This is a genomic window from Stenotrophomonas sp. YJH_SMC_101-4 (genome assembly GCF_059370395.1).
The window spans coordinates 289729-314140 of record NZ_JCAFTP010000002.1 but is presented as its reverse complement, the minus strand read 5'-3'; the positions used below and the strand labels follow the sequence as shown (position 1 = coordinate 314140).

The window sequence follows — 24412 nt, the reverse complement described above, 5'->3', positions numbered from 1 at the left end:
CGATCCAGCAGACGCTGCGACGGGTGCATGCACGCATTGGCTGACGCGTGCCATCAGCGCGTGATGCGACCGCCCCCCGCCACCCGTACCCGATCGCGCCCCTGCGCCTTGGCCCGGTACATGGCCGCATCGGCGGCACGCAGCAGGGTGCGCCAGCCGAGCGCGTCGGTGCCGCCCTCGGCCACGCCGAAACTGGCGGTCACCCGCAGCACGGTGCCACCGGCCAGCTCGATGTCCATCTGCTGCAGGGCCAATCGCAATGACTCGGCCAGCTGGCGGCCACCGGCCAGATCACCGTCGGCCAGCAGCACCAGGAACTCCTCACCACCATAGCGGGCGATGCTGTCGCTGCGGCGCAGGTGGCGCTGCAGCAACTGCGCCACCTGCACCAGCACTTCGTCGCCAGCTTCATGGCCATGGCCATCGTTGATCGCCTTGAAGCGATCCACATCCAGCAGGATCACCACGGCGCTTGCATCGCCTCCGGCGTGCCTCTGCTGCACCACCTCATCCAGCGCGCGCCGGTTCAACAGTCCGGTCAGCTCGTCGGTGCCGGCGAGCTGGCGCAGCTCGCTGGTCAGTGCCGAGCGCTCGCGCGATTTCTCACGCAGTACTTCGATGGCGTCGAACAGGCGCTGCATCTCGGCCAGCGGATGGGTGACATGCTGCTCCGGGCCAGGTGCATCCGTGGCGAGCTGGATCACCTGCTTCTGCGCCTGCAGCAGTGGCTGCAGGATCTGCAGGTGGGCGATGCGCAGGGCCACGCCCAGCACCACCAGCGTGCCCAGCGCGGTCGCCACCAGCACAGCCAGGCGCATGGCCTCGCGGTTGCGGGTGCGTTCGTAGCGGGCGATGGACACGCTCAGGTAGCCATCACGCAGGGCTTCCAGCGACTGCAGGGTAGGCACGTAGCGCGTGGTGAACTCGGCAGCGGTCCACGGCGGTGGTACACCACGGCGGCCATCCTCGATCAACTGCTCGATCATCGGCAGCGATTCGCCGAAGAACTGCCGTCGTGCCATGTCCCAGTGCCATGACAGTTCCGGGTCGCTGCGGAACACCGACTCATGGCTACCCGCCAACCGCCACAGCTCCAGCAGGCGGCCCTCGGTCTGCAGTGCAGCGCGTACCTGCTCCTCGCGCCATGCCCCCGGTACCGCGACCGGCGCCATCACGTTCGAGGCCAGGCGGCCGCCATGTTCGCGAAGATCGATCAGCACCTGGCCCTGCATCGCCGGAATCGCCGCTTCACGGTCGGCGCTGACCAGCACGTTGATCTGTGCCGAGGTCAGCAGGTGCAGGCGATCAACCACGGCGAACATGCCACTGATCGCACGCTCCACCGCCTCCACCCGGCGCGCATCGTGCGGTTGCGCCACCACCCGGTCCACCGCAGCCCGCGCCGACTGCAGGCGACGTTGCGCGTCGGCCAGCAGGCCACGCTCATCCAGCACGCCCGGGTCGTTCTTGAACACGGTCTCCAGCTGCAGCATGGCGGTGTCGACCCGCTTGCGCGCGGCCGCCAGCTGCGCGGCCAGCCGCGCCTGTTCGGCGGCGTCGGCCGGGTCAGCCCCCAGCAGGCTGTTGGCCGGACCGCGCTCGGCCGAAGCCAGGTTGGCGAGATCGAAGGTCTGCCGCAGCTGGCGCAGGCTGGCCAGGTTGTCTTCGGCGCCGGTGTAGCGCAGCGTGCCCTGGACCAGGGCGATGGCCATCAACGGCAGCGTGCACACCACGAACAGCCCAGCCAGGATCCAGACCCAGGTCCGCAACCTGATGGGCGATGCCTTGCCGGCCATGCAGAATTCCCCTGAAGTGCGGCTCACTGTAGCGAGCGGCTCCGGCGGCGCCAAGCCAGCGCCGTACGATCCGCCGGGGTGGATATAGCGCAGCGCGCGCGAACGCGCCGACAACGCCAGCGCCCCCCGTCCAGCCGGTCAGATGAGACAGGTGACGCCGGGTCAGATCCAGCGCTGGTCGACCAGTTCGCGTTTCACGTAAGCGTAGAATACCGGTGCCGCCACCAGCCCGGGCAGGCCGAACGCCGCTTCCATCACCAGCATGGCCAGCAGCAGCTCCCATGCGCGGGCCTGGATTTCACCGCCGACGATGCGCGCGTTGAGGAAGTATTCCAGTTTGTGGATCAAGATCAGGTACAGCAGCGCGGCCACGGCCACGTAGAACGAGACTGACAGCGCGACGATGGTGATGATCGTGTTGGAGATGATGTTGCCCACCACTGGCAGCAGGCCGGCGATGAAGGTGATCAGTACCAGCGTCTTGGACAGCGGCAGATGCACGCCGAACAGCGGCAGCACGCCCAGCAGGAAGATGGCGGTGAACACGGTGTTGAGCAGCGAGATCTTCACCTGCGCGAACACCACCTGGCGGAACGCGGTGGCCAGGCGGCTGGTGCGCCCGATCAGTTCCTGCGCCAGCGGCCCCATTTTCGGCAGCGGAAGTTCGTCGTACAGCGCGATCATCGCCCCCAGCACCATGCCGATCAGTACGCGCACGCCCACCTGCACCACCGACGTGCCGGCCACGCCCAGCTGGCGCTGGTGTTCGGCGGCCCAGTCATTCAGCGCCGCACGCAGCGCCGGCATGTCTTCGGGGATATACGGCTGCAGCAGCGCCGGTACCTGGTGGCGCGAAGAATTGAGGATGTCCATCAGCCGCGCCAGCAGCGCGTCCGGCCCGCCGGTCTCGTTGCGGAAGAACGACGCCACGCCAATGCCGGCCAGCACCAGTCCGCTGATGATGATCGCCGACAGCACGATCACCGCGATTGCCCGCGCCCTTCCCGGCGGCAGCCTGCCTTCCACGGTCGACGCCAGCACGTGGGTCAGCTGGAACACCAGCAGCCCCGACAGCAGGGTCACCACCAGGCCCAGCTTCAACGCCAGCCACATGCCCAGCAGCATCATCAGCCAGGCCGCGATCCTCGGAACGGGGGGCTTGGGCTGGGCAACGAGGGCGTCTTGCATGGGCGGCGCGTCCGGGCGGGGTGGCCCATGGTAGAGGATTGGCGACGACGATTCCGGGTGCAGGATGAACGGGCATCAGGCCTCGTGCTGCGACAGCACTGCTGCAGCCCGCGCCGACTCATTCGCCATAGCTGGCGTTGTTCTTGCCCTGGCGCTTGGCGTGGTAGAGCGCGCGGTCGGCCAATGCCAGCCAGTCCTCGACGCTGCCGCCGCGCGGGGTGGCAGCAATGCCGATGCTGACGCTGAACTCGATGCCCGGCGTTACCTGCCGTGCTGCTTCCAGAAGTTGCAGACGAACCCGCTCTGCCACATGCATCGCATCGATGGGCGCACAGTCCTGCAGCAGCACGACGAACTCGTCGCCTCCCAGCCGCGCAGGGGTATCGCCGGGCCGGGCGAAGGCGCGCAAGGTGGAGGCGATATGGCGCAGCACTTCGTCCCCGGCACGATGACCATGCGAGTCATTGATGCGCTTGAAGTCATCCACATCAAGCATCAGCAGGCAGGCGAAACCACCCTGCCCCTGCGCCTTGTCCAGGGCCTGCTGCGCGCGGACGATCAGGAAGCCGCGGTTGGCCAGCTCCACCAGCGGGTCCATCCGGCTCAGCCGCTTCAACTGGCGGTTCTGCGATTTCACCCGCCGCGCCAGCTGCCAGCTGAGGATGCTGAGGCCGATGCCGTAGACGAACAGGAACGGCACACTGAGTACGATCGTGCGCTGCGATGACACCGGCTGATAGGGAAACCCGAGTCCCCACCAGGTGAGCGCGAACCCCACTGCCAGCGCCAGTGTGGCCCGTACCGCCAGCTTCACCCCGCCGGCGGCGATCTTGTCGGCGACCAGCAGCGCGGCGAACAACGCACTGGGCACCACGCTGAGCCCCATGAAGGCGATCCAGCCACCGCCAAAGAAGGAATCGATCACCATGCAGCGGAACTGGACCACCGCGGGCTGCCGTGAGCGATGGGTCAGCACGAGGGCGAGCGCCGGCCAAGCCAGCGCATTGAGCAGCAGCAGGCTCCACGCCAGCGCACCGTCCTGGCGTTCGAGCATGATCGAAGCAATGGGGATCGCCCCCAACCCGTTGCCCACGAAACGCATCCAGCCGATGCGCCGTGCCGCGCCGATGCCTTCGACCGAGACCTCGGTCGAGTCCGTCAAGAACGGCATTGCCGACCCCCTTGAGCGATCGCAGCTGCCACCAAGGCCCTTGCCGGGCTGCCTGCGGTGAGTCTGACAGCTTTGCGTCAATTCGGGATCAAGGTTGCAGAAGCCATCTGGCGACACTCATGAGGCAGCGAGCTCTGCCCTGCCCTCACCCGGCCCTGGGTGCAGCCGTCGAACCCCGCAGCATCAGGCTGAAATCCAGCGTCTGCTGCAGCGGCACATCCACGTGTTCGATGATGGCAAGCAGCAGGTTGACCGCGCGCTCACCAATCTCCCGCATCGGCTGTCTGATCGTCGTCAGTGGCGGCGTGAGGTAGCGCGAGGAGGCCAGGTCGTCAAAGCCGACGATGGACAGATCCTCCGGCACTCGGAGGCCCAGCTCCCGACAGGCCGCCAGGGTGCCCAGCGCCATCTGGTCGCTGAAACAGAAGACCGCAGTCGGTACCGGCGCGGCGGCCAACATCGCCATCGCGGCGGCATGGCCGGACTCCACCGAAAAGTCACCCGGCACGATGCTCAGCTGGCGCAGGCGTCCACGCGCCTTGCCGGCTGCCCGCACCCCTTCCAGCCGTTGCTGGTGCAGCGGATTGTCGGGGGGGCCACCGACCACCGCAATGCGTTCGTGTCCCAGCCCATACAGGTGTTCCATCACCGCGCGCGCGGCGGCGGCATTGTCGATGTGGACGCTGGGGATGCCCAGCGAAGGATCGAACTCGCAGCCGTTGACCACCGGCGCAGCAGCCCCCCTCTGCTGGACAATCTCGCGCGCCGTCGGTGGCAGCCGATGGCCCAGCACGATCATGCCGTCGGCCTCGTTGCGCCGGAGCATCTGCGCATAGCGCTCCTCGCGATCCGGTTGATGCTGGGTATCGCCCAGCAGGACCGCGTAGCCAACGGCCTGCGCGGCGTCCTCCGCACCCTGCAGGATCTGGGCGAAGAACGGATTGGCGATGTCCGGGACGGTGACCAGGATCTTGCCGCTGCGCTGGGTCTTGAGCGTGCGGGCCACCGTGTTGGGCACATAGCCCAGCGCGGCGGCAGCCTGCTCGATACGCGCGCGGGTCGCCGGCAGGACTTTGTCCGGCCGCGAAAGCGCCCGCGACACTGTGCCTGCGGAGACGCCGACGTGCTTTGCGATGTCGTAGATGGTGGCCATGGCGTTAGATCTCCTGCCCGCTGTGCACTGCACAACAGGTCCTGCGTGAGCCCCTGCTAGGATAATGCAATCGATTGCATCGAGGGCGAATCACGTTGAAGACGCTCAAGGGTCCAGCGCTGTTCCTGGCGCAGTTCATCGGCGACACAGCTCCTTTTGATCGGCTGGACACGCTGGCCGGCTGGGCCGCAGGCCTGGGCTATTCTGGCGTACAAGTGCCGACCAGCGCGCCCCACCTGTTCGACCTGGCCGAGGCCGCACGCAGCCAGGCGTACTGCGACGACCTTGCCGGCATGCTGGCCGGGCATGGCGTGCAGGTCACCGAGCTGTCCACCCATCTGCAGGGGCAGCTGGTCGCGGTCCATCCGGCGTACGACGGCCTGTTCGACGGCTTCGCGCCAGCGGACAAGCGCGGCGACCCCGCCGCGCGCCAGGCCTGGGCAGTGGAGCAGCTGCTGCTGGCGGCCAAGGCCAGCCAGCGCCTGGGGCTGACCGCGCATGCCACGTTCTCCGGCGCATTGGCGTGGCCCTATTTCTATCCCTGGCCGCAGCGCCCGCCCGGCCTGGTGGAAGAAGCCTTCGCCGAACTCGGCCGCCGCTGGCGCCCCATCCTCGATGCGTATGACGCCTGCGGCGTGGACCTGTGCTTCGAGATCCACCCGGGGGAGGACCTGCACGACGGTGCGACCTTCGAACGCTTCCTCGACGTGGTCGATCACCACCCGCGCGCGAAGATCCTGTACGACCCCAGCCACCTGCTGCTGCAGCAGATGGACTATCTGGGGTTCATCGATCGCTACCACGCGCGCATCGGCATCTTCCACGTCAAGGACGCGGAGTACCGCGCCAGCGCCTGCAGTGGCGTGTATGGCGGCTACCAGGACTGGATCGATCGCCCGGGCCGGTTCCGTTCACTCGGCGACGGCCAGATCGACTTCAAGGCGATCTTCTCCAAGTTCGCCCAGTACGACTTCCCCGGATGGGCGGTACTGGAATGGGAGTGCTGCCTGAAGCACCCGGAAGACGGCGCACGCGAGGGCGCCGCCTTCATCCGCGACCACATCATCCGCGTGACCGAGCGCGCCTTCGACGACTTTGCCGACAGCGGCACGGACGCCGGATCACTGCACCGCATGCTGGGAATCTGAGCCGACACCGCCCCGGGAGGGCAAGCCATGACGCACGCCATGTCGCGCCTGGGCGCGATGATGTTTCTACAGTTCTTCATCTGGGGGGCGTGGTTCGTCACCCTGGGTACCTATCTGGTGCAGGGCCCGCTGCAGGCCAGCGCCAGCCAGGTGGCGACGGCGTTCCTCAGCCAGTCCATCGGCGCCATCGTCGCGCCGTTCCTGGTCGGCCTGATCGCGGATCGCTACTTCGCCGCGCAGCGCATCCTGGCGGTGCTGCACCTGGCCGGTGCGGTGCTGCTGTGGCTGGCCTCCACAGCAGACAGCTTCAGCACGTTCTCCGCCTGCGTGATGGGCTACATGCTGCTGTTCATGCCGACGCTGGCACTGGCCAACAGCGTGGCGATGCGGCACATGCAGTCGCCGGAGAAGCAGTTCCCGCTGGTGCGCGTGGCCGGCAGCGTCGGCTGGATCGTGGCCGGTGTGCTGATCGGCTGGCTGGGCTGGGAACAGGCGCATCGGCTTGAACTGACGTTCCGGATGGCGGCGCTGGCATCACTGCTGCTGGGCCTGTATGCCTTCACCCTGCCGCACACGCCGCCGCTGGCGCAGCAGCGCGATGCCGGCCTCGGGCAGATCCTCGGCCTGGATTCGCTGCGGCTGCTGAAGTCGCGCGCCTATCTGGTGTTCTTCCTGGCATCCATCGCCATCTGTATCCCGCTGTCGTTCTATTACAACTTCACCAACCCGTACCTCAACGACCTGGGCGTGCGCGGCGCCGCGGGCCTGCAGTCGCTGGGCCAGGTCTCCGAAGTGCTGCTGATGCTGGCCATGCCGTTCCTGTTCGTCCGGCTGGGGGTGAAGACGATGCTGGCGGTGGGCATGGCCGCGTGGGTGGTGCGCTACGCCATGTTTGCCTTCGGCGATGCGGGCGGCGGTTTCTCCCTGCTGGTGATCGGCATCGTGCTGCACGGCATCTGCTACGACTTCTTCTTCGTCACCGGCCAGATCTACACCGATGCACATGCCGGTCCCGCCGCGCGCAGCAGCGCGCAGGGGTTCATCACCCTGGCCACCTACGGCGTGGGCATGCTGATCGGCACCTTCCTGTCCGGCGCGGTGGTGGAGCACTTCACCACTGCGGCCGGCCCCGACTGGCAGCAGATCTGGCTGTTCCCGGCAGGCGTTGCACTGGTGGTGCTGGTCGCCTTCCTGCTGCTGTTCCGCGACCGGCCGGCGGCCACGGCCGCGCCCTCCACGCCCTGAGGATCCCAGTCGATGCCCAAGCTTGGAATCGCCATCGTCGGCGCCGGCATGATCGGCGCAGTGCATCGTCGTGCGGCACTGCTGGCGGGTGCCGAGGTACGCGGCGTGGCCGCCTCGTCACCGCAGCGTTCACATGAGGCAGCGCAGTCCTGGAATGTCGCGCGTGCCTATCGGGATATCGAGGAGGTCATCGCCGACCCGCAGGTGCAGGTCGTGCACGTGTGCACGCCCAATCACCTGCACCGCGCGATGGCCCAGGCTGCGCTGGAAGCCGGCAAGCACGTGATCTGCGAGAAGCCGCTGGCCACCTCGCTGGAAGATGCACAGGCGTTGGCTGCGCTGGCGGCCTCGCGTGGCCTTGTGGCCACGGTGCCCTTCGTCTACCGCTACCACCCGGTGGTGCGCGAGGCGCGCGCCCGTATCGCCCACGGTGAACTGGGGCCGTTGCACCTCATCCACGGTAGCTACCTGCAGGACTGGTTGTTGGACCCGGCCAGCAACAACTGGCGCGTGGACCCCGCGCTGGGAGGCACTTCGCGTGTGTTCGCCGACATCGGCTCGCACTGGTGCGACCTGGTGGAGTGGATCAGCGGCGAGCGTTTCGCCGAGGTCAGCGCGGCGTTCTCCACGGTAATCGCCGAGCGCGGCGCCGTCAGCGGACAGAGCTTCAGCACGCCAACGGCCGCCAGCACGATGCAGGCCGTCACGAGCGAGGACGTGGCCGCGGCGATGTTCAGGACCGGCGCCGGCACGCTGGCGTCACTGACGGTCAGCCAGGTCTCGGCCGGACGCCACAACCGCCTCTGGTTCGAGATCGATGGCGCAAAGGCCAGCGTGGCCTTCAACCAGGAGGATGCCGAACGGCTGTGGATCGGAAGACCCGACCAGCGCGAGGAGATCTTCGTGCGCGGGCCAGCCGCCGGCAGTGCCGAACAACGCCGCCTTTCCGTGCTGCCGGCCGGGCATGCACAGGGCTACGCCCAGTGCTTCGAGGCGTTTGTCGCCGACACCTATCGCGCCATTGAAGGCGAGCGGCCGCAGGGCCTGCCCACCTTCGAAGACGGCCTGCGCTCGGCGCAGATCGTTGACCGTGTCATTGCATCGGCCAGGTCGCGTGCCTGGACCGTCATCGGTTGAAACCCGGGAGGATCTGTTGATGAAAGCCCTTTTCCGTAGAAGTGCAAGCCTCATCCTGCTGTTCGCTGCCCTGCCGGGTTTCGCAGACGAAGCCGCCAGCACGCAGAAACCGATCGCGGTGCAGATGTATACCCTGCGCAACGCCGGGTCGCTCGACCAGCAGCTGAAGATCGTCCACGACGCGGGCGTCCACGCGGTGGAAACAGTCGGTACGCAGAACACCAGCGCCGCCGAACTCAAGCAGCTGCTGGACCGGTACTCGATCAAGGCCATTTCATCGCATGTGCCGCTGGCCGAGCTGCGCAGCAATCTGGATGGGGTGGTGACCTTCAACCGGTCGATCGGCAACACCACGCTGGTGGTGCCGTACCTGGATGCGAAGGATCGGCCGACAGACGCCGCGGGCTGGACCGCACTGGGCCAGGAGCTGGGCAGGATCGCGAAACAGGTACGAACCAAGGGCATGCACCTGGCCTATCACAACCACGACTTCGAACTGGTCGACTTCGATGGCAGCACCGGACTGGAGCTGCTGTTCGCAGCGGCCGGCCCCGACCTGCAGACCGAGCTGGACCTTGCCTGGGTCGCACGTGCGGGCCTGGACCCGGCGGTGATGCTGGGAAAATTCCGTGATCGCGTGTTCGCGGTGCACGCCAAGGACAATGCGCCCAAGGGCCAGGCTGAAGACGAAGGCGGATTCGCCGCCGTCGGCCAGGGCGTACTGGACTGGAACGCGATCCTGCCAGCCGCGGCCGCCGCGGGCGTGCACTGGTACATCATCGAGCACGACCAGCCGCGCAACCCGGCCAAGGTCATCCAGACCGGCGCGGACTACCTGCGTGAACACCTGGCCATCGACCAACCTGCTCGCGCACCGCGCTGATGCGAAGGAGCCTCGCTTGAACACTCGCCTGAAATTGAGCTTCACCCTGACCGCGGTCCTGTGCGGCGCGATGCTTGCGACCACGGCCTGGTGCAAGGACGACCCTGCGGCCGGTGCGAAGCTCTACAGCGCAAACTGCACGGCCTGCCACGGTGCCGATCGCGCTGGCATGCCGGGCGCGTTTCCTGCGCTCACCGACATCAGCAAGCGGCTGCAGCCCGCGCAGATCAAGGACAAGATCAGAAAGGGCGGCGGATTGATGCCGCCCTTCGCGCAGCTGTCGCAACAGGAAATCGATGACATCGCCAGCTACCTGGCGAAATAGCGGGTGGGCGCTACAGTTCGCGCACCCAGATGTTGCGGTAGCTGACCTTGGAGTCATGCTCCTGCAGATAGAGCGGCGCGCACGCATGGGGCGCGTACGAAGGCGCACCGATGTACTCGGTCTTGCCTGCCAGCACGGTGTCGTCCTGTACCAGCACGCCGTTATGCAGCACGGTGATGCGCGCGGGCGAGGTCAGGCCGCTGCCCTGCGAGAAGCGCGGCGCCTTCCAGATGATGTCGTAAACCTGCCACTGGCCCGGTGCACGCGAGGCGTTCACCCGTGGCATGGCCTGCTTGTAGATCGAACCCGCCTGGCCGTTGGCATACGTGGGGTTGTTGTAACTGTCGAGCACCTGCAGCTCATACAGTTCCTGCAGGAAGATACCGCTGTTGCCGCGGTTCTGGCCGTCGAAGCCCTTCGTCTCGGTGGGGGTACGCCATTCGACATGCAGCTGGACATCGCAGAAGCGCTGTCGGGTGCGGATGCCTTTGCTGCCCGGCACCACGGTCATCGCGCCATCGGCGACGGTCCAGGGCACGCGCCCGCCCTGCTCTGCCTCCCACGCCGAGACATCCTTGCCATCGAACAGCACGATGGCGTCGGACGGCGCCTTGCCCGCGGGCGTTGCCACGACTGCAGGCACCGGCGTCCACACCTCGGTCTTCTTCGGGTCACGCGCAGCGTCGGCACTGTCCTGGGCGAATGCAGTTGCAGCGGCCAGCAGGCTGGCGGTGATCAACGCAGGACGGATCATCAGGGTGGTGTCCATCAATTGGTCCCCCACGCAGGCGTGCCGGGAACATAGGCCAGGTCGCCGTCGTAGCGCCCCGGCACGGCGACGTACTGCAGCACCCCGGTCGCGCCGACCTTGGAGGTGAAGAAGCCGAAGATGGCCAGCTGCTTGATCATCGTGAAGTAATGCGGCATCGCCTCGCCCTCTTCAGGCGTGCCGGTTTCGGTCACATCGGCAGGGCGTGCCTTGGCTTCGGCGTCCAGCGTTCGCAGCAACCCGGTGCGGGCTTCCGGTGTGAGCGATACGAAGCGGCCACCTGCGCGTTTGTCGATGTCGGCCAGGCCGGCACGAAACGCCGCCTGCTGCCGGGCGGTGTAGCAATCGCTGACGAATGTCGCCATGAACAACCCGGCACCGGCGTCCTTCGCGCCAGGTGTCCGGGTCCGCGGCAGGATGGTCTCGGCGATCTCGTCCAGCGTGCCGACATCGGCATCGGAGAAATGGATCTTCGTGGCGCCCGCCGGTGCCGGTGCCTGCCCCTGCACAAGCGCAGGCAATCCAACCATGGCCGCGCCGGTGGCGGCGACGATCATCTTCAGCAGTTCGCGACGATCCATCAGAGGTTCCCCGCTTTCAGTTCGCGTACCGCGTGGTCGGCCGCGCGCGCGGTCAGCGCCATGTAGGTCAGCGAGGGATTCACGCAGGCGCTGGAGGTCATGCAGGCACCGTCGGTCACATAGACGTTGGGAGCATCCCAGACCTGGTTGTGCTGGTTCAGTACCGAGCTCTTGCGATCACGTCCCATGCGCGCGGTCCCCATCTCGTGGATGCCCTTGCCCGGGGCATAGTCGTTGTCGTGCATCTTCACGTCCTTGACGCCGGCCGCCTCCAGCATCTCGGCAGCATCGGCGGCCATGTCCTTGCGCATCGCCAGTTCGTTGGCACGCATGGCAACGTCCATCGCCAGCACCGGCAGCCCCCACTTGTCCTTGCGGTCGTGGTCCAGGCGGATTGTATTGTCGTGGTGCGGCAGCATTTCACCGAACCCGGTCATGCCGATGCGCCAGTCACCCGGCACGGTCAGCGCTTCCTTCAGGTCGGCGCCGATGTTCAGCTCGGCGATCTCGCGCGACCAGCCGTTTCGGCTGGCACCGCCCTGGTAGCCGAACCCGCGCAGGTAGCCACGCTTGTCGGCTGCGACGTTGCGGAAGCGCGGAATGTAGAAACCGCAGGGACGGCGGCCGAAGTAGTACTTGTCTTCGTAGCCCTCGACCCGGCCCGAGGCACCCGCACCGAAATGATGATCCATCACGTTGTGCCCCAACTCACCGGACGAAGAGCCCAGCCCGCCGTCCCATACATCGGTCGCCGAATTCATCAGCAGCCACGTCGAGTTGAACGACGACGCATTGAGGAAGATCACCTTGGCGGTGTACTGGTAGGTCTGGCCGGTTTCGGCGTCGATGACCTCCACGCCACGCGCACGCTTGCGATCCTTGTCATAGAGCACTTCCTTGACGATCGAGAACGGACGCAAGGTCAGGTTGCCGGTCTTCATCGCCGCTGGCAGCGTCGCCGCCTGGGTCGAGAAGTAGGCACCGAAGGGACAGCCCAGGATGCACTTGTTGCGGTACTGGCAGTTGACGCGCCCCTGCTCGGGCATCGGCTGGGTGATGTTTGCAGTGCGCGAGTGGATCATATGGCGCGTTCCGCCGAAGGCCTTCTTGATACGCGCGGCCACATCCTTCTCGACGATGTTCAAGGGAACCGGCGGCAGGAACTCACCGTCCGGCAGCACGTCCAGTCCTTCGCGCGTGCCGGCGATGCCGGCGAACTTCTCCACATGGTCGTACCACGGCGCGATGTCGGCGTAGCGGATCGGCCAGTCAGCAGCGATGCCATCCTTGAGGTTCGCCTCGAAATCCAGATCGGAGAAGCGATAACTCTGCCGCCCCCACAGCAGCGAGCGGCCGCCGACGTGATAGCCACGGAACCAGTCGAAACGTTTGGTCTCGATGTAGGGCGAGTCCTGTTCGTTGGCCCACATTCCTTCCAGATTTTCGGCCAGGCCGTAATCGCGCATCAGCACCGGGAAGTCGGCCTTCATCGCCTGCGTTGGCCGATTGCGGTGCGGGAAGTCCCACGCCTCCTTCATCGCGTTGACGTAGTCCTTGACGTGCTCGATGTTACGGCCACGTTCCAGCATCAGGACCTTCAGGCCCTTTTCAGTCAGCTCCTTCGCCGCCCAACCGCCACTGATTCCCGAGCCAACAACAATGGCGTCGTAGTGATTATCTGCCATGGGTTTCTCACCTGGGTGGATATCGTTTCAGACGTCGCAGAGGCGGATCGCCTCGCGCAATGAGGCAACGGGATCGGGCGCTGCAGGCGTGAACTCCTGCGCCAGATACCCCTTGAAACCAGTGTCGCGGATCGCGCGACAGATGGCCGGATAGTGGAGCTCCTGCTGGTCTCCAATCTCGTTCCGGCCTGGCACGCCTGCGGTGTGGTAATGCTTGAAGCAGGCGTGGTGTTTTCCAATGGTGGCGATGATGTCGCCTTCCATGATCTGCATGTGGTAGATGTCGTAGAGCAGGCCGAAGTTGTCCGAGCCGAGCCGCTGGCACAGCTCCACGCCCCAGGCAGAGTGGTCGCACAGGTAGTCGTGGTGATCGACCCTGGAGTTGAGCAGCTCCATCACCAGCACCACGCCACGCTTCTCGGCATGCCCGAGGATGCGCTTGAGGCCAGCCTCGGCATTGGCCATGCCTTCGGCGGGGTCCATGCCGTTGCGGTTGCCGGAAAAGCAGATGAGGTTTCGATAGCCGGCATCGGCGACCAGATCGATGTGCCGCGTGTAGCGCTCCACCAACTGGTCATGGAACTGGCGCCCGGCAAAGCCCTTGGTCAGGCCCAGCTCCGCGCCGTTGCACATCGAGCTGTACACACCATGGGCCTTCAACGTCGGCCAGTCTTCCGGGCCGACCAGGTCGATCGCGGCGAAGCCGATGTCCTTCACCGTCGCGCAGAGCTGGGCGACGGACAGCTGCGGGAAGGTCCAGCGGGCGACGGAGTGCTTCAGGTTGCCTTTGAGCGGCGCGGTGGCGGCGGATGCGGGCAGCGTGCCCGCGATTGTCGCGGCCCCCAGGCCAATGCTGCCGGCAACTGCGATGCGCAGCGCATCGCGCCGCGTGAGCCCCGTCGGCGGGGCCGGTCTGATCGAATGGACGGACATCCACCTGCCGGCCTCCCAACCGGTATCAAACGCAACGATTCACTGCAATGCAATCGATTGCACCATAGGGGAGGAAATTGTCTGTTTGCAAGTCGCGGTGCACGAAAGCTGATGCTGCGGGGCACAACTCCGCAGGAATCGCGGACAAAGGAAAGCCTCCGCATGAGCGGGGCTTTCTTTCTGGGCGGTGGCAGCGGGACGACGCCTGTTGGCTACAGGGTCGAGACCGTGCCGCCGTCGATCCGATACTCCGTTCCGGAAATCGAGGCAGACCGGGGAGACGCCAGGAACGTGATCAGATCGGCCACCTCCTGCGGTGCCGCGGGGCGCCCCACCGGGATCCCCCCAAGCCAGTCCATGACCAGCCTCTTGCCCCCTTCATAATCGGTTCCTGCTTCTGCCGCGATCCGTTCTGCAAATTCCCGGGAAGCCTCTGTCTCGATCCAGCCCGGCGCAACGCTCAGCACGCGCACGCCCTTGGCGGTGACCTCTCTTGAAAGCGACTTGCTGTACGTCGTAAGTGCCGCTTTGGCCGCGGCGTACGCGGTGGTGGACTCCGGCAGAGGCAGCATGCGCTGGATCGAACTGACATGGATGATCACGCCAGCGCGCTGCGCGAGCATGGCCGGCAGCAAGGCGCGATCCAGACGAACCGCCGGCATCAGATTGAGGTTCAGCTCGGCAAACCAATGCGCATCACTGATCGCCGCGAAGCCGCCGCCTGGTGTCTTTGATCCCCCAAGCACATTGATCAGGATGTCGGCACCGTCCCACGCCTGCAGAACGGCCTGGGCGAAGATGCCGGTGCCCTCGGCCGTCGACAGATCGGCTGCCACGTACGCGACCCCTTCGACCGGCCGTGCCGGCAAGCTGCGCGCAGACGTCATCACCCGGGCCCCGGCCTCGGCCAGGGTCCTGACCACCGCAGCCCCCACACCCAACGTGCCGCCGGTTACCACGGCCCGCAGGCCACCGAGTTGAAGATCGAAGCTCATGCAGTGATCTCCAGCGCTGCAATCAGGCCTCGTTGCAGTTCGAAACGGTAGGTCAGCAGGATCGGGCTGCCTGGAAAATTGCCGCTGACAGTGGCGCGGACAACGTGACAGTGTTCCTGCCGCGCGATGGCGCATGGCACGCTGGTAGCACGGTACTTGGCCGATGCCTCGGCCAGGAAGGCCTTGATCGCGTTGACGCCGGTGAGCGTGTGCCCGTCGTCCTTGAGGATCGCCTTGGTGGTGAAGCAACGCCCGAGGGCTTCGGGGTCATGCTCGGCCGCGAAGTACGCGGCAATGGGCTCTGGGAGGGTCAGTGCATTCATTGCTGGGCTCCTGCAGTGGTGAGGCGCTCAGGATGTGCACGCAGGCCAGTTAAGTGAATGCCCTATAATCCGAATGGGTTATGTCGAAAAGTCTACCTAATGCGCGGATCCGAGTTCACTGAACTGAAGGCTTTCGTGGCGGTGGTGGAACGCCAGAGCTTCGCGCGGGCTGCGGAACATCTGGGGGTATCGCCCTCGGCGCTGAGCCAGACCATCCGCCAACTGGAAGGCCGCCTCGGCACCCGCCTGCTCAATCGCACGACCCGAAGCGTCGCGCCATCAGCAAGTGGCGGGCGACTGTACGCGCGCATAGCGCCGCTGTTCGAGGAGTTGGCCGTAGCGGTCGCTGAAACCCGCGAGGCGACCGGGCGGGTGAATGGGACGCTGCGCATCAATACGCTGGGCATCGCCGCGAGAACACTGATTGCCCCGCGGCTTGCCCGCTTCCACCAAGCCTACCCTGATGTCGTTGTCGACATCGTGGTCGACGACGCGCTCAGCGACATCGTCAGTGGGCGGTTTGATGCAGGCATCCGCGTGGGCGGGCAGCTCGAGAAGGACATGGTGGCCATCCGCCTCACTCCCGACCTGAACATGGTCGCCGTGGCGTCACCGGATTACGTCGCACGCCGTGGAACGCCGCGATCTCCAACGGAACTGCAGGACCATGCCTGCATCAACTGGCGGCTGCAGAGTGACGGCAGGCAGTACCGATGGGAGTTCAAGAAGCGAGGTCGCCACCTGGAGGTCGCCGTGGACGGTCCTGTCGTCACCAATCACGCTGACGTCGGGATTGCGGCGGCACTGGCCGGCCTTGGAATCGCCTATCACTTCGAGCAGGATCGCGTGGGGGAACTGCTGGCCCAGGGATTGCTGGTGCGGGTACTGGCGGATTGGTCGGTCTCGCGCCCCGGGCTTTTTCTCTACTACCCGAACAGGCGGCATCGCCCCGCCCTGCTGGGGGCGTTCATTGATTGCCTGCTGGACCAGGGCGTGTTCGGCAATCGGTGACAACATCGAGGAACGTCTGCATCGGCGGCCGTCGGACAACAGGATCCCGGCAGGGCCTCAAAAACGACAAGGGCCCCAGGCAGGCATGCCAGGAGCCCTTGTCGGGATGCACCGAAGGTGCGCTTAGAACGGAATATCGTCGTCAGCGAAGTCGTCCATCGGCGGAGCCTGCTGCGGCTGCGGGCGCTGGTTGCCACCCTGGTTGCCGTAACCGCCGCCCTGGTTGCCGCCCTGGTTGCCATAGCCACCGCCCTGGCCGCCACGCTGGCCACCGCCACCGCCGCCGTACTCCTGGCGCGGCGCCTGCTGACGCTGCGGGCGATCGCCGCCGTAGTTGCCACCACCGCCACCGCCACCGCCTTCACCGCGGCCGCCCAGCATCTGCATTTCATCTGCAACGATGTCGGTGGAGTACTTCTCCACGCCGTCCTGGCCGGTGTACTTGTCGTAGCGCAGGCTGCCTTCGACGTAGACCGAGCTGCCCTTGCGCAGGTACTCGCCGGCGATCTCGCCGAGCTTGCCGAAGAACACCACGCGGTGCCATTCGGTACGTTCCTGCTGGTTGCCATCCTTGTCCTTGCGGACGCTGGTGGTAGCCAGGCTGATGCGGGTGATCGCCATGCCGCTCTGGGTGTACTTCACGTCCGGGTCGTTGCCGAGGTTGCCGACCAGGATGACTTTGTTGATGCCGCGCGCCATAGATGGATTCTTCCGTTGTCCGGGGCTGGACCAGTGATAGCACACCCGACGGGGTGCCGATACGCTGGACCTCCCACGGTTGCGAATGGGGGATATCGGAACGAGGCATCTTACCATTCCCTTCGCCCCCGGCCCGTCGGGAATCCGGCCGATCCGGGTCGGAACCGACCTCAACGAAGCAGGGGGCGATCCAGCAGCAGGCCGGTGACCCGCGTGACCTCCCCCACCGCCACCACCTTGGGCCCTTCATGGCAGTGGAAGCGCACGCCCGGCCGGATACGCTCCCGGTGCAGCCCAGCCCTCAGCACCTCATTGACCACGGTCAGCCCGGCCAACAGGGGCTCGCCCACCGGCAGCGGCAGCTCGGTCGCCCAGCTGTCGCCCTCGGCGTGCCGGAAGTCAGGCCAGATCATGAACAGCTCTGGCGCCCCGGCGTCAGCGGCGTAGGCGAAGTCCCAGCGGATACCGTTCCGGGCCGGGCTGCGCCGCCCGCCCTCCTCCGGCGCGAGGATACGGATCCGCGCCTCGAAATCATCCGGAACATCCGGGTACAGGCGAAAAGACACCGCTTGGCTCCATCAGGCTGTGGCACTGACCGTCGCATGCCTGCGACCTTGACCACAAGCAGCATCGGGCGGGACTGCCTGCAGCCCCCCCATGGCATCATGCCCAGGCACCTTTTCCCCAGCCCCTTCCGCGCGCCCATGACGATCAAAGGCAAAGCCACCTCCCTGGACATCGCCCATCTGGCCGGGGTCTCCCAGCCGACCGTGTCGCGGGCGCTCCGTGGCAGCCCGATGGTCAATGCCGAGACCCGCGAGCGCATCCTGCGCATCGCCCGCGAGCTGAACTACAAGGTCGACAAGAACGCCTCCAGCCTGCGCCTGCGCAACGCCGGCACCCTGGCCCTGCTGTTCTTCGAGGACCCGACCAACGACGACTCGCTGATCAACCCGTTCTTCCATTCGATGCTGGGCTCGATCACCCGCGCCTGCGCGCTGCACGGGCAGGACCTGCTGGTCTCGTTCCAGCAACTGTCCACCGACTGGCAGGCCGATTACGAGGACAGCAACAAGGCCGACGGCATCATCCTGCTCGGCTACGGCGACTACCACGAATCGCGCGACCGCCTGCAGCGGCTGGTCGAACAGGGCACGCACTTCGTGCGCTGGGGCGCCGCCCTGCCCGGCCAGCCCGGTGTCTCGATCGGCAGCGACAACTTCCAGGGCGGGCATGACATCACCACCCACCTGCTGCAGCAGGGCTGCCGCCGCATCGCCTTCCTCGGCCATGCCTCCAGCCATTACCCCGAATTCCAGGAGCGCTACCGCGGCCATGTCACGGCCCTGCAGGACCACGGCCTGGCCGCCGAACCGGCGCTGCAGCACGATGCGATCACCACCGAGGCTTCCGGCCAGGAGGCCTGCCAGGCGCTGCTGGCGCGCGGCGAACCGATCGATGCGATCTGCGCCGCCAGCGACCTGATCGCCATCGGTGCGATGCGCGCCCTGCGCGAGGCCGGGCTACGGGTGCCGCAGGACGTGGCGGTGACCGGCTTCGACGACATCCCGCTGGCGGCCTCGGTGTCTCCGGCGCTGACCACGGTCCAGCAGGACACCAAGCAGGCCGGCCAGCTGCTGGTGGAGCGCCTGCTGACGCTGATCGGCCGGCAACCGGTGGAGGGCCAGAGCATCCCGGTGAAGCTGGTGGTGCGGGAATCGTCGCTGCGCCGGTAAGCGCCACCAGACCTCCCGCCACGCCTCAACGTGCGACGGCGGAATTCTCCCCCCATGACCAACGGCGGATGCGCACGGAAGCCGATGCGCGGATAACGCGCAGACATCGCCCATGGAAAGGTGTACGTCGCATGCTGAAGATCGATTCGCTGTCCAAGACGTACGCCAACGGCGTGCATGCCCTCAACAACGTCACCCTGGACATCCCGCGCGGCATGTTCGGCCTGCTCGGTCCGAACGGCGCCGGCAAGTCGTCGCTGATGCGCACGCTGTCCACCCTGCAGGAAGCCGACAGCGGCACGGCCACCCTCACCATTCCAGGCGAGGCGCCGATCGACGTACTGCGCGACAAGGACGCGGTGCGCCGCCGGCTGGGCTACCTGCCGCAGGATTTCGGCGTGTACCCGAAAGTCAGCGCGCTGGACCTGCTGGAACATTTCGCGGTGCTCAAGGGCCTGACCCAGCGCGCGCAGCGCCGCGAGGTGGTCGATGGGCTGCTGCAGCAGGTGAACCTGTGGGACGCCCGCAAGCGCAAGCTCGGCACGTACTCCGGCGGCATGCGCCAGCGCTTCGGCATTGCCCAGGCGCTGCTGGGTGACCCGCGGCTGGTGATCGTCGATGAACCCACCGCCGGCCTCGACCCGGAAGAACGCAACCGCTTCCTCAACCTGCTGGCGGCCATCGGCGAGAACGTGGCGGTCATCCTGTCCACCCATATCGTCGAGGACGTGACCGATCTGTGCCCGACGATGGCGATCATGAACAAGGGCCAGGTGCTGCTGACCGGTCGGCCTACCGAGGCCATCGACGCGTTGCAGCACCAGGTCTGGCGCAAGCAGGTCGATCCTTCGGAACTGGCCGACCACGAGGCACGCTACGTGGTGCTGTCCACCCGCCTGGTCGGTGGTCGCCCGGTGATTCACGTACACAGCGCCAATGACCCCGGCGACGGCTTCGCCGCCGTAGCCCCCGACCTCGAGGACGTGTACTTCCAGCGCCTGCGCCTGCAGGCCCGTGCCCGCGCGGCAGCCTGAGCGGAGCACACCATGATCCTCAACTTCTTCCGCTTCGAGCTGCGCGAGCAGCTGCGCTCCCCGCTGTTGTGGCTGCTGGCCGGGCTGTTCGCCCTGCTCGCCTTCGCCGCCGCGTCCAGCGACGCGGTGCAGATCGGCGGTGGCGCCGGCAACGTGCACAGCAACGCGCCCACCGTGATCGCACAGATGCTGGGCATCTTCACCCTGCTCGGCATGCTGGTCACCGCACTGTTCGTCAGCAACGCGCTGTTGCGTGACTTCGAACTCGGCACCGCCGAACTGATCTTCGCCAGCCCGGTGAAACGCCGCGACTACCTGGCCGGACGCATCGCCGCCGCCCTGGCGGCAGGCTTGCTGGTCTACGTGTTGATCGCGTTCGGCCTATGGCTGGCACCGTTCATGCCGTGGGTCGATCCCGAACGCATGGGCCCGATCAGCTGGCAGGGCTATGCGTGGACGTTCGCAGTCATCGTCATTCCCAACCTGTTGTTCACCACCGCGCTGCTGTCGCTGCTGGCGGCGCTGACCCGCTCGATCCTGTGGGTCTACATCGGCCTGGTGGCCTACCTGGTGCTGTACGGCGCCAGCGCGGCCCTGCTGCGCGACATCGACAACACCTGGATCGCGGTGCTGAGCGAGCCGCTGGGCATGCGCGCACTGGGCCGCACGATCCGCTACTGGTCCACCGCCGAACGCAACAACGGGATCCCCGAGCTGGCCGGTTACCTGCTGGCCAACCGCGCCCTGTGGTTGGGTGTGGCTGCCGTACTGTTCGCCGCCACCTTCGCGTTGTTCCGCACCGAACGCAGCGGCAGTGGCCGTCGGCGCTGGGGCCGCAGGCAGGCGCAACCGGTTGCCGATGCCACCGGCATCCGCCCCAGCCGCGCGACACTGCCGCGCGTGGTACCGGCGTTCACTGCCACCACCGCGTGGCAGCAGTTCCTGCGCCAGGTCCGCTTCGATACACGCGGCGTCCTGCGCAGCGTGCCGTTCATCGTGCTGCTGGTACTGGGCCTGGCCAACTTCCTGCCCAGCGCGCTGTTCCGGCAGACCCTGTACGGCACCTCGATCTGGCCGGTCACCTCGCAGATGATCATGGGGCTGCAGGGCGCCTTCAGCTGGCTGCTGGTGATCATCGTGTTGTTCTTCGCCGGTGAGCTGGTCTGGAAGGAACGCAGCGCGCGCATCAATGAAGTGACCGATGCCATGCCGGTGCCGAACTGGGTGCCGCTGCTGGCCAAGTTCACCGCACTGCTGGCCGTGATCGTCTGTTTCCAGGCCGCCGGCGCGCTGGCGGCGATGGGCGTGCAGCTGGCCAAGGGCTACACGCATCTGGAGCCGCTGCTGTACCTGCGCAGCCTGGCGCTGGATTCGGTGGTCTACATCCTCATGGGGGGCCTGGCGCTGGTGCTGCAGGTGCTCACCAACAACAAGTTCGTCGGTTACGCATTGCTGATCGTGGTGATGATCGGTCAGGGTGTGCTGGGCATGCTCGACTACACGCAGAACCTGTACAACTTCGGCAGCTGGCCCAACGCACCCTATTCGGACATGAACGGCTACGGCCACTTCCTGACCGGGCAACTGGCATTCCAGGGCTACTGGGCGCTGTTCCTGCTGACCTTGATGTGCCTGGCGTCGGCCTTCTGGGTACGGGGTGTCAGCCAGGGCCTGCGCCAGCGCCTGGCCCTGGCCGGCCGCCGCCTGCGCGGTCCGACCGGCGCCTTTGCCGCGGTGGCCGCGCTGGCGTTCGTCGGCGTGGGGAGCTGGCTGTACTGGAGCACCAACATCCGCAACGAGTTCCTTTCTCCGGACCAGCAGCTGGATCTGCAGGCCCGCTACGAGCGCGAGCTGTCGAAATACCGCAACCTGCCGCAACCACGCATTGTCGCCGTGGACAACCGCGTGGACCTGTTCCCGGAATCGCAGTCGATGGTGATCGATGCGAATTGGACGGTGCGAAACACCCACGCCACACCGATCCAGGACGTGCACGTCTCGATGGGTGATGACAAACAGCTGGTTGCGCTCGATCTGGGCGGACAGACCCTGTCGATGCATGACGCCGATCTCGGCTACCGCATCTACCGCCTGCAGAAACCGCTGCAACCGGGTGAAAACCGCAGCGTGCATTTCCGGGTGGTGCAGAAGCCTAATGGCATCACCGCCGGCCAGGCGCCGAGCAACATCGTGGACAACGGCACGTTCTTCAACAGCCGCGTGCTGCCTTCCTTCGGCTACAACGAAGGCGCCGAGATCAGCGACCGCAACGAACGCCGCAAGCGCGACCTGGGTGAGCCGCGGCGCATGCCCAAGCTGGAAGACGAAGCCGCGCGTGCCAACACGTACATAGCCAACGATGCCGACTGGCTCGACTTCCGCACCACGGTCTGCACGGCACCGGACCAGGTGGCGCTGGCCCCGGGTTACCTCCAGCATGAGACCACGGTCAACGGCCGGCGCTGCTTCAGCTATGCCATGGACCGGCCGATGCTGAACTTCTACGCCTATCTGTCGGCACGCTGGGAGGTGCGCAAGGCAAAGTACAAGGACATCCCGATCGAGGTCTACTTCGACCCGGCGCACGGCTACAACGTGGACCGGATGATCGAGGCGGTGCAGAAGTCGCTGGCCTACTACGAAGCGAACTTCACCCCGTACCAGCACCGCCAGGTACGCATCATCGAGTTCCCGGGCTATGCGCGCTTCGCGCAGTCGTTCGCCAACACCATCCCCTACTCCGAGGCCATCGGTTTCATCGCCGACCTGCGTGACCCGGACAAGGTGGACTACGTGTTCTATGTGACCGCACACGAGATCGCGCACCAGTGGTGGGCGCACCAGGTGATCGGCGCCAACGTACAGGGCGCCACGGTGCTGTCCGAATCACTGTCGCAGTATTCGGCACTGATGGTGATGGAGCAGGAGTACGGACGCCAGCACATGCGCCAGTTCCTCAAGCGCGAGCTGGACGGCTACCTGTCCGGGCGCGGTGGCGAGGCCATCGAGGAACAGCCGCTGGAACGTGTGGAGAACCAGCAGTACATCCACTACCAGAAGGGTTCGCTGGTGTTCTACCGGCTGCGCGAGGAGATCGGCGAGCAGGCGCTTAACCGGGCATTGAAGCGTTTCCTGCAGGACAAGGGTTACCAGCAACCGCCCTACACCACCTCGCGCGAATTGCTGGCCTACATCCGCGCCGAGACCCCGGCCGACCGCCAGCAGCTGGTTACCGACCTGTTCGAGAAGATCAGCTTCTACGACAACCGGGTGATGGCCGCCAGCGCCCGCCAGCGCGATGACGGCCGCTACGACGTGACCCTGGACCTGCATGCTGCCAAGCAATATGCCAACGGCAAGGGCCAGGAAAGCGACGGGAAGATGGATGACTGGATCGAGATCGGCGTGTTCGCCAACGGGCCTTCAGGCAAGGAACGCGACCAGAGAGTGCTGTACCTGCAGCGTCATCACATCACCAGCGCCGATCCGAAGATCACGGTGACCGTGGATGAAAAGCCGGATGAAGCGGGCTTCGATCCGTATAACAAGTTGATCGACCGGGTGAGCGACGACAACCGGCGCAAGGTGACGATGTGAGGCAACGGGGCGCCGGCCTGTGCGCCGGCGCTCCACGCAACACGTGCGGGCTTGGCTCGGCCTTTCTGTTTGGCTTGGCCCTGCTGTAGTGCCGAGCCATGCTCGGCACATTGTCCACGGCAGCCGCGAAAACTCAGTGCACCGCGGCCTTCGGCCCCAACAATGCCAGCAGCACATAGACCACGATCGAGGCGACGGTGCCGAACGCTGCCGGCAACCCGAACGCCCACGCCGAACGGCCCTGCTGGCGCGCCCACTGGGCCAGATGCCAGGCCGCGCCCAGGTTGATCAGCCAGGCAATGACGAACACCGGCCACAGCACCATGCCTACCGCGCGCAGCAGGGGCATGGACACCAGCGCGGCAACGATCGCTGAGATCAGGAAGATCAGTGCGGAGCGGGAATGGCGTGATCGTGCTGGTGAGCCGGCAGGTAGTTCCCTCAATTCCATGGCAGAGCCTCGATCCTGGTGTCAACCAAAGGGGATCACGTACGGCACCCGAAGGGAAGCGTTCTGTAGGGTCGGGCCGTGCTCGACTGATCCGGCATTGCGCGAACGGCAGCCGAGCATGGGCTCGGCTCTACAGGACAATCAGCCCTGGGCGAAGTCCTTCAGGATCTCGCCGACGCCGCTGGGCGAGATCTCGAAGCCCAGCGGAGTGCCTGGGTTGATCACCACGCCGTAGCCCCCCGGCACGCGGCGCAGAACGTCCAGCATCAACCAGCGGATCTGGTGTTGGGCCTGCTGGCTGTAGATGCCCACCCGCGATGGATCGGTGAACACGGCCACGTGCAGGATGCCCTGCTTGTCGAACAGCAGCGGGTCGAAGCCGCTGCCGTCGGGCGTGACCAGGCTGCCGGTCAGCAGCACGACCTCGGAAGCGACGAAGGCCTCCATGAAGGCGCGGATCGGCACCGCCCCGTCCATCGCCGCCTTCAGCAGGGTTTCGATCGGGGTCTGCGGAGCGAGGTCGGTCATGGCGGTACGGCAGGGCGTGAGGGG

Annotated in this window: 23 protein-coding genes; 9 read left to right on the top strand and 14 right to left on the bottom strand. The window is 66.2% G+C overall.

What is annotated here, in order from left to right; translation table 11 throughout:
• Window positions 1-53 precede the first annotated feature (53 nt).
• The 4 genes from AC5P8D_RS07630 to AC5P8D_RS07615 all read right to left on the bottom strand — a co-directional run bounded on the left by AC5P8D_RS07630 (window position 54) and on the right by AC5P8D_RS07615 (window position 5308).
• On the bottom strand, window positions 54-1796 hold the full coding sequence (locus tag AC5P8D_RS07630; RefSeq protein WP_043396815.1) for a GGDEF domain-containing protein: 1743 nt from the start codon (window positions 1794-1796) through the stop codon (window positions 54-56).
• A gap of 162 nt (window positions 1797-1958) precedes the next feature.
• The gene (locus AC5P8D_RS07625) at window positions 1959-2984 is read right to left on the bottom strand and encodes an AI-2E family transporter (protein WP_143994045.1); all 1026 of its coding nucleotides are present in this window, start codon (window positions 2982-2984) and stop codon (window positions 1959-1961) included.
• Window positions 2985-3102: 118 nt separating this feature from the next.
• Entirely contained in the window at window positions 3103-4155 is a 1053-nt protein-coding gene (locus AC5P8D_RS07620; RefSeq protein WP_495203222.1) for a sensor domain-containing diguanylate cyclase, read from the bottom strand.
• Window positions 4156-4300: 145 nt separating this feature from the next.
• Complete coding sequence (locus AC5P8D_RS07615) at window positions 4301-5308, bottom strand: LacI family DNA-binding transcriptional regulator (RefSeq protein WP_143994044.1); 1008 nt, start codon at window positions 5306-5308, stop codon at window positions 4301-4303.
• A gap of 95 nt (window positions 5309-5403) precedes the next feature.
• Here AC5P8D_RS07615 and AC5P8D_RS07610 point away from each other — a divergent pair, with 95 nt between their 5' ends.
• The 5 genes from AC5P8D_RS07610 (at window position 5404) to AC5P8D_RS07590 (ending at window position 10046) form a co-directional block, all read left to right on the top strand.
• On the top strand, window positions 5404-6456 hold the full coding sequence (locus AC5P8D_RS07610; RefSeq protein ID WP_331600736.1) for a sugar phosphate isomerase/epimerase family protein: 1053 nt from the start codon (window positions 5404-5406) through the stop codon (window positions 6454-6456).
• A 27-nt stretch (window positions 6457-6483) separates the two neighbouring features.
• Entirely contained in the window at window positions 6484-7701 is a 1218-nt protein-coding gene (locus AC5P8D_RS07605; protein ID WP_019337061.1) for an MFS transporter, read from the top strand.
• Window positions 7702-7713: 12 nt separating this feature from the next.
• The gene (locus AC5P8D_RS07600; protein ID WP_191862940.1) at window positions 7714-8838 is read left to right on the top strand and encodes a Gfo/Idh/MocA family protein; all 1125 of its coding nucleotides are present in this window, start codon (window positions 7714-7716) and stop codon (window positions 8836-8838) included.
• A 19-nt stretch (window positions 8839-8857) separates the two neighbouring features.
• Complete coding sequence (locus tag AC5P8D_RS07595; RefSeq protein ID WP_197644082.1) at window positions 8858-9721, top strand: sugar phosphate isomerase/epimerase family protein; 864 nt, start codon at window positions 8858-8860, stop codon at window positions 9719-9721.
• 70 nt (window positions 9722-9791) lie between these two features.
• Complete coding sequence (locus AC5P8D_RS07590; protein ID WP_049413537.1) at window positions 9792-10046, top strand: c-type cytochrome; 255 nt, start codon at window positions 9792-9794, stop codon at window positions 10044-10046.
• A gap of 10 nt (window positions 10047-10056) precedes the next feature.
• Here AC5P8D_RS07590 and AC5P8D_RS07585 read toward each other — a convergent pair whose 3' ends face one another.
• The 6 genes from AC5P8D_RS07585 to AC5P8D_RS07560 form a co-directional block, all read right to left on the bottom strand.
• Complete coding sequence (locus tag AC5P8D_RS07585) at window positions 10057-10815, bottom strand: 3-keto-disaccharide hydrolase (RefSeq protein WP_241885501.1); 759 nt, start codon at window positions 10813-10815, stop codon at window positions 10057-10059.
• The gene (locus AC5P8D_RS07580; protein WP_197579143.1) at window positions 10815-11396 is read right to left on the bottom strand and encodes a gluconate 2-dehydrogenase subunit 3 family protein; all 582 of its coding nucleotides are present in this window, start codon (window positions 11394-11396) and stop codon (window positions 10815-10817) included. Before AC5P8D_RS07580 ends, AC5P8D_RS07585 begins: the two co-directional genes overlap by 1 nt.
• Complete coding sequence (locus AC5P8D_RS07575; protein WP_010483487.1) at window positions 11396-13081, bottom strand: GMC oxidoreductase; 1686 nt, start codon at window positions 13079-13081, stop codon at window positions 11396-11398. Before AC5P8D_RS07575 ends, AC5P8D_RS07580 begins: the two co-directional genes overlap by 1 nt.
• A 27-nt stretch (window positions 13082-13108) precedes the next feature.
• Window positions 13109-14014 carry a hydroxypyruvate isomerase family protein gene (locus tag AC5P8D_RS07570; RefSeq protein ID WP_049413475.1) on the bottom strand — a complete coding sequence of 302 codons (906 nt, stop codon included), beginning with the start codon at window positions 14012-14014 and terminating at the stop codon, window positions 13109-13111.
• A 212-nt stretch (window positions 14015-14226) separates the two neighbouring features.
• A complete protein-coding gene (locus tag AC5P8D_RS07565; RefSeq protein WP_010483490.1) occupies window positions 14227-15009 on the bottom strand; it encodes an SDR family oxidoreductase in 783 nt (260 codons plus the stop codon).
• The gene (locus AC5P8D_RS07560; protein WP_049413474.1) at window positions 15006-15332 is read right to left on the bottom strand and encodes a nuclear transport factor 2 family protein; all 327 of its coding nucleotides are present in this window, start codon (window positions 15330-15332) and stop codon (window positions 15006-15008) included. The genes AC5P8D_RS07565 and AC5P8D_RS07560 overlap by 4 nt, the downstream gene beginning before the upstream one ends.
• Window positions 15333-15389: 57 nt before the next feature.
• Between AC5P8D_RS07560 and AC5P8D_RS07555 the strand changes: the two genes are divergently transcribed.
• Window positions 15390-16343, top strand: coding sequence for a LysR family transcriptional regulator (locus AC5P8D_RS07555; protein ID WP_224329103.1), 954 nt, complete (start codon window positions 15390-15392; stop codon window positions 16341-16343).
• Window positions 16344-16466: 123 nt separating this feature from the next.
• Here the strand turns inward: AC5P8D_RS07555 and AC5P8D_RS07550 are convergent, their stop codons facing one another.
• Together AC5P8D_RS07550 and AC5P8D_RS07545 are read right to left on the bottom strand one after the other, a co-directional pair.
• On the bottom strand, window positions 16467-17042 hold the full coding sequence (locus AC5P8D_RS07550) for a single-stranded DNA-binding protein (RefSeq protein ID WP_010483495.1): 576 nt from the start codon (window positions 17040-17042) through the stop codon (window positions 16467-16469).
• Window positions 17043-17212: 170 nt separating this feature from the next.
• A complete protein-coding gene (locus AC5P8D_RS07545) occupies window positions 17213-17608 on the bottom strand; it encodes a hypothetical protein (protein ID WP_171954000.1) in 396 nt (131 codons plus the stop codon).
• 138 nt (window positions 17609-17746) lie between these two features.
• Here AC5P8D_RS07545 and AC5P8D_RS07540 point away from each other — a divergent pair, with 138 nt between their 5' ends.
• The 3 genes from AC5P8D_RS07540 to AC5P8D_RS07530 all read left to right on the top strand — a co-directional run bounded on the left by AC5P8D_RS07540 (window position 17747) and on the right by AC5P8D_RS07530 (window position 23409).
• The gene (locus AC5P8D_RS07540; protein WP_019337078.1) at window positions 17747-18778 is read left to right on the top strand and encodes a LacI family DNA-binding transcriptional regulator; all 1032 of its coding nucleotides are present in this window, start codon (window positions 17747-17749) and stop codon (window positions 18776-18778) included.
• A 131-nt stretch (window positions 18779-18909) separates the two neighbouring features.
• On the top strand, window positions 18910-19812 hold the full coding sequence (locus AC5P8D_RS07535) for an ABC transporter ATP-binding protein (RefSeq protein WP_010483501.1): 903 nt from the start codon (window positions 18910-18912) through the stop codon (window positions 19810-19812).
• A gap of 12 nt (window positions 19813-19824) precedes the next feature.
• Window positions 19825-23409, top strand: coding sequence for an ABC transporter permease/M1 family aminopeptidase (locus AC5P8D_RS07530; protein WP_495203221.1), 3585 nt, complete (start codon window positions 19825-19827; stop codon window positions 23407-23409).
• A gap of 133 nt (window positions 23410-23542) precedes the next feature.
• Here AC5P8D_RS07530 and AC5P8D_RS07525 read toward each other — a convergent pair whose 3' ends face one another.
• Together AC5P8D_RS07525 and AC5P8D_RS07520 are read right to left on the bottom strand one after the other, a co-directional pair.
• Window positions 23543-23860: a hypothetical protein gene (locus tag AC5P8D_RS07525; protein WP_010483505.1), complete on the bottom strand. Its 318-nt coding sequence runs from the start codon at window positions 23858-23860 to the stop codon at window positions 23543-23545.
• A gap of 141 nt (window positions 23861-24001) precedes the next feature.
• Window positions 24002-24388, bottom strand: a complete 387-nt coding sequence (locus tag AC5P8D_RS07520) for an SseB family protein (protein ID WP_010483507.1) — start codon at window positions 24386-24388, stop codon at window positions 24002-24004.
• Window positions 24389-24412 lie beyond the last annotated feature (24 nt).

Bases quoted from the DNA above. Each gene is read 5' to 3' on its own strand.
- AC5P8D_RS07630 (WP_043396815.1), bottom strand. From the start codon at position 1,796: ATGGCCGGCAAGGCATCGCCCATCAGGTTGCGGACCTGGGTCTGGATC.
- AC5P8D_RS07625 (WP_143994045.1), bottom strand. From the start codon at position 2,984: ATGCAAGACGCCCTCGTTGCCCAGCCCAAGCCCCCCGTTCCGAGGATC.
- AC5P8D_RS07620 (WP_495203222.1), bottom strand. From the start codon at position 4,155: ATGCCGTTCTTGACGGACTCGACCGAGGTCTCGGTCGAAGGCATCGGC.
- AC5P8D_RS07615 (WP_143994044.1), bottom strand. From the start codon at position 5,308: ATGGCCACCATCTACGACATCGCAAAGCACGTCGGCGTCTCCGCAGGC.
- AC5P8D_RS07605 (WP_019337061.1), top strand. From the start codon at position 6,484: ATGACGCACGCCATGTCGCGCCTGGGCGCGATGATGTTTCTACAGTTC.
- AC5P8D_RS07600 (WP_191862940.1), top strand. From the start codon at position 7,714: ATGCCCAAGCTTGGAATCGCCATCGTCGGCGCCGGCATGATCGGCGCA.
- AC5P8D_RS07595 (WP_197644082.1), top strand. From the start codon at position 8,858: ATGAAAGCCCTTTTCCGTAGAAGTGCAAGCCTCATCCTGCTGTTCGCT.
- AC5P8D_RS07590 (WP_049413537.1), top strand. From the start codon at position 9,792: ATGCTTGCGACCACGGCCTGGTGCAAGGACGACCCTGCGGCCGGTGCG.
- AC5P8D_RS07585 (WP_241885501.1), bottom strand. From the start codon at position 10,815: ATGGACACCACCCTGATGATCCGTCCTGCGTTGATCACCGCCAGCCTG.
- AC5P8D_RS07580 (WP_197579143.1), bottom strand. From the start codon at position 11,396: ATGGATCGTCGCGAACTGCTGAAGATGATCGTCGCCGCCACCGGCGCG.
- AC5P8D_RS07575 (WP_010483487.1), bottom strand. From the start codon at position 13,081: ATGGCAGATAATCACTACGACGCCATTGTTGTTGGCTCGGGAATCAGT.
- AC5P8D_RS07570 (WP_049413475.1), bottom strand. From the start codon at position 14,014: ATGTCCGTCCATTCGATCAGACCGGCCCCGCCGACGGGGCTCACGCGG.
- AC5P8D_RS07565 (WP_010483490.1), bottom strand. From the start codon at position 15,009: ATGAGCTTCGATCTTCAACTCGGTGGCCTGCGGGCCGTGGTAACCGGC.
- AC5P8D_RS07560 (WP_049413474.1), bottom strand. From the start codon at position 15,332: ATGAATGCACTGACCCTCCCAGAGCCCATTGCCGCGTACTTCGCGGCC.
- AC5P8D_RS07555 (WP_224329103.1), top strand. From the start codon at position 15,390: ATGCCCTATAATCCGAATGGGTTATGTCGAAAAGTCTACCTAATGCGC.
- AC5P8D_RS07550 (WP_010483495.1), bottom strand. From the start codon at position 17,042: ATGGCGCGCGGCATCAACAAAGTCATCCTGGTCGGCAACCTCGGCAAC.
- AC5P8D_RS07540 (WP_019337078.1), top strand. From the start codon at position 17,747: ATGACGATCAAAGGCAAAGCCACCTCCCTGGACATCGCCCATCTGGCC.
- AC5P8D_RS07535 (WP_010483501.1), top strand. From the start codon at position 18,910: ATGCTGAAGATCGATTCGCTGTCCAAGACGTACGCCAACGGCGTGCAT.
- AC5P8D_RS07530 (WP_495203221.1), top strand. From the start codon at position 19,825: ATGATCCTCAACTTCTTCCGCTTCGAGCTGCGCGAGCAGCTGCGCTCC.
- AC5P8D_RS07525 (WP_010483505.1), bottom strand. From the start codon at position 23,860: ATGGAATTGAGGGAACTACCTGCCGGCTCACCAGCACGATCACGCCAT.
- AC5P8D_RS07520 (WP_010483507.1), bottom strand. From the start codon at position 24,388: ATGACCGACCTCGCTCCGCAGACCCCGATCGAAACCCTGCTGAAGGCG.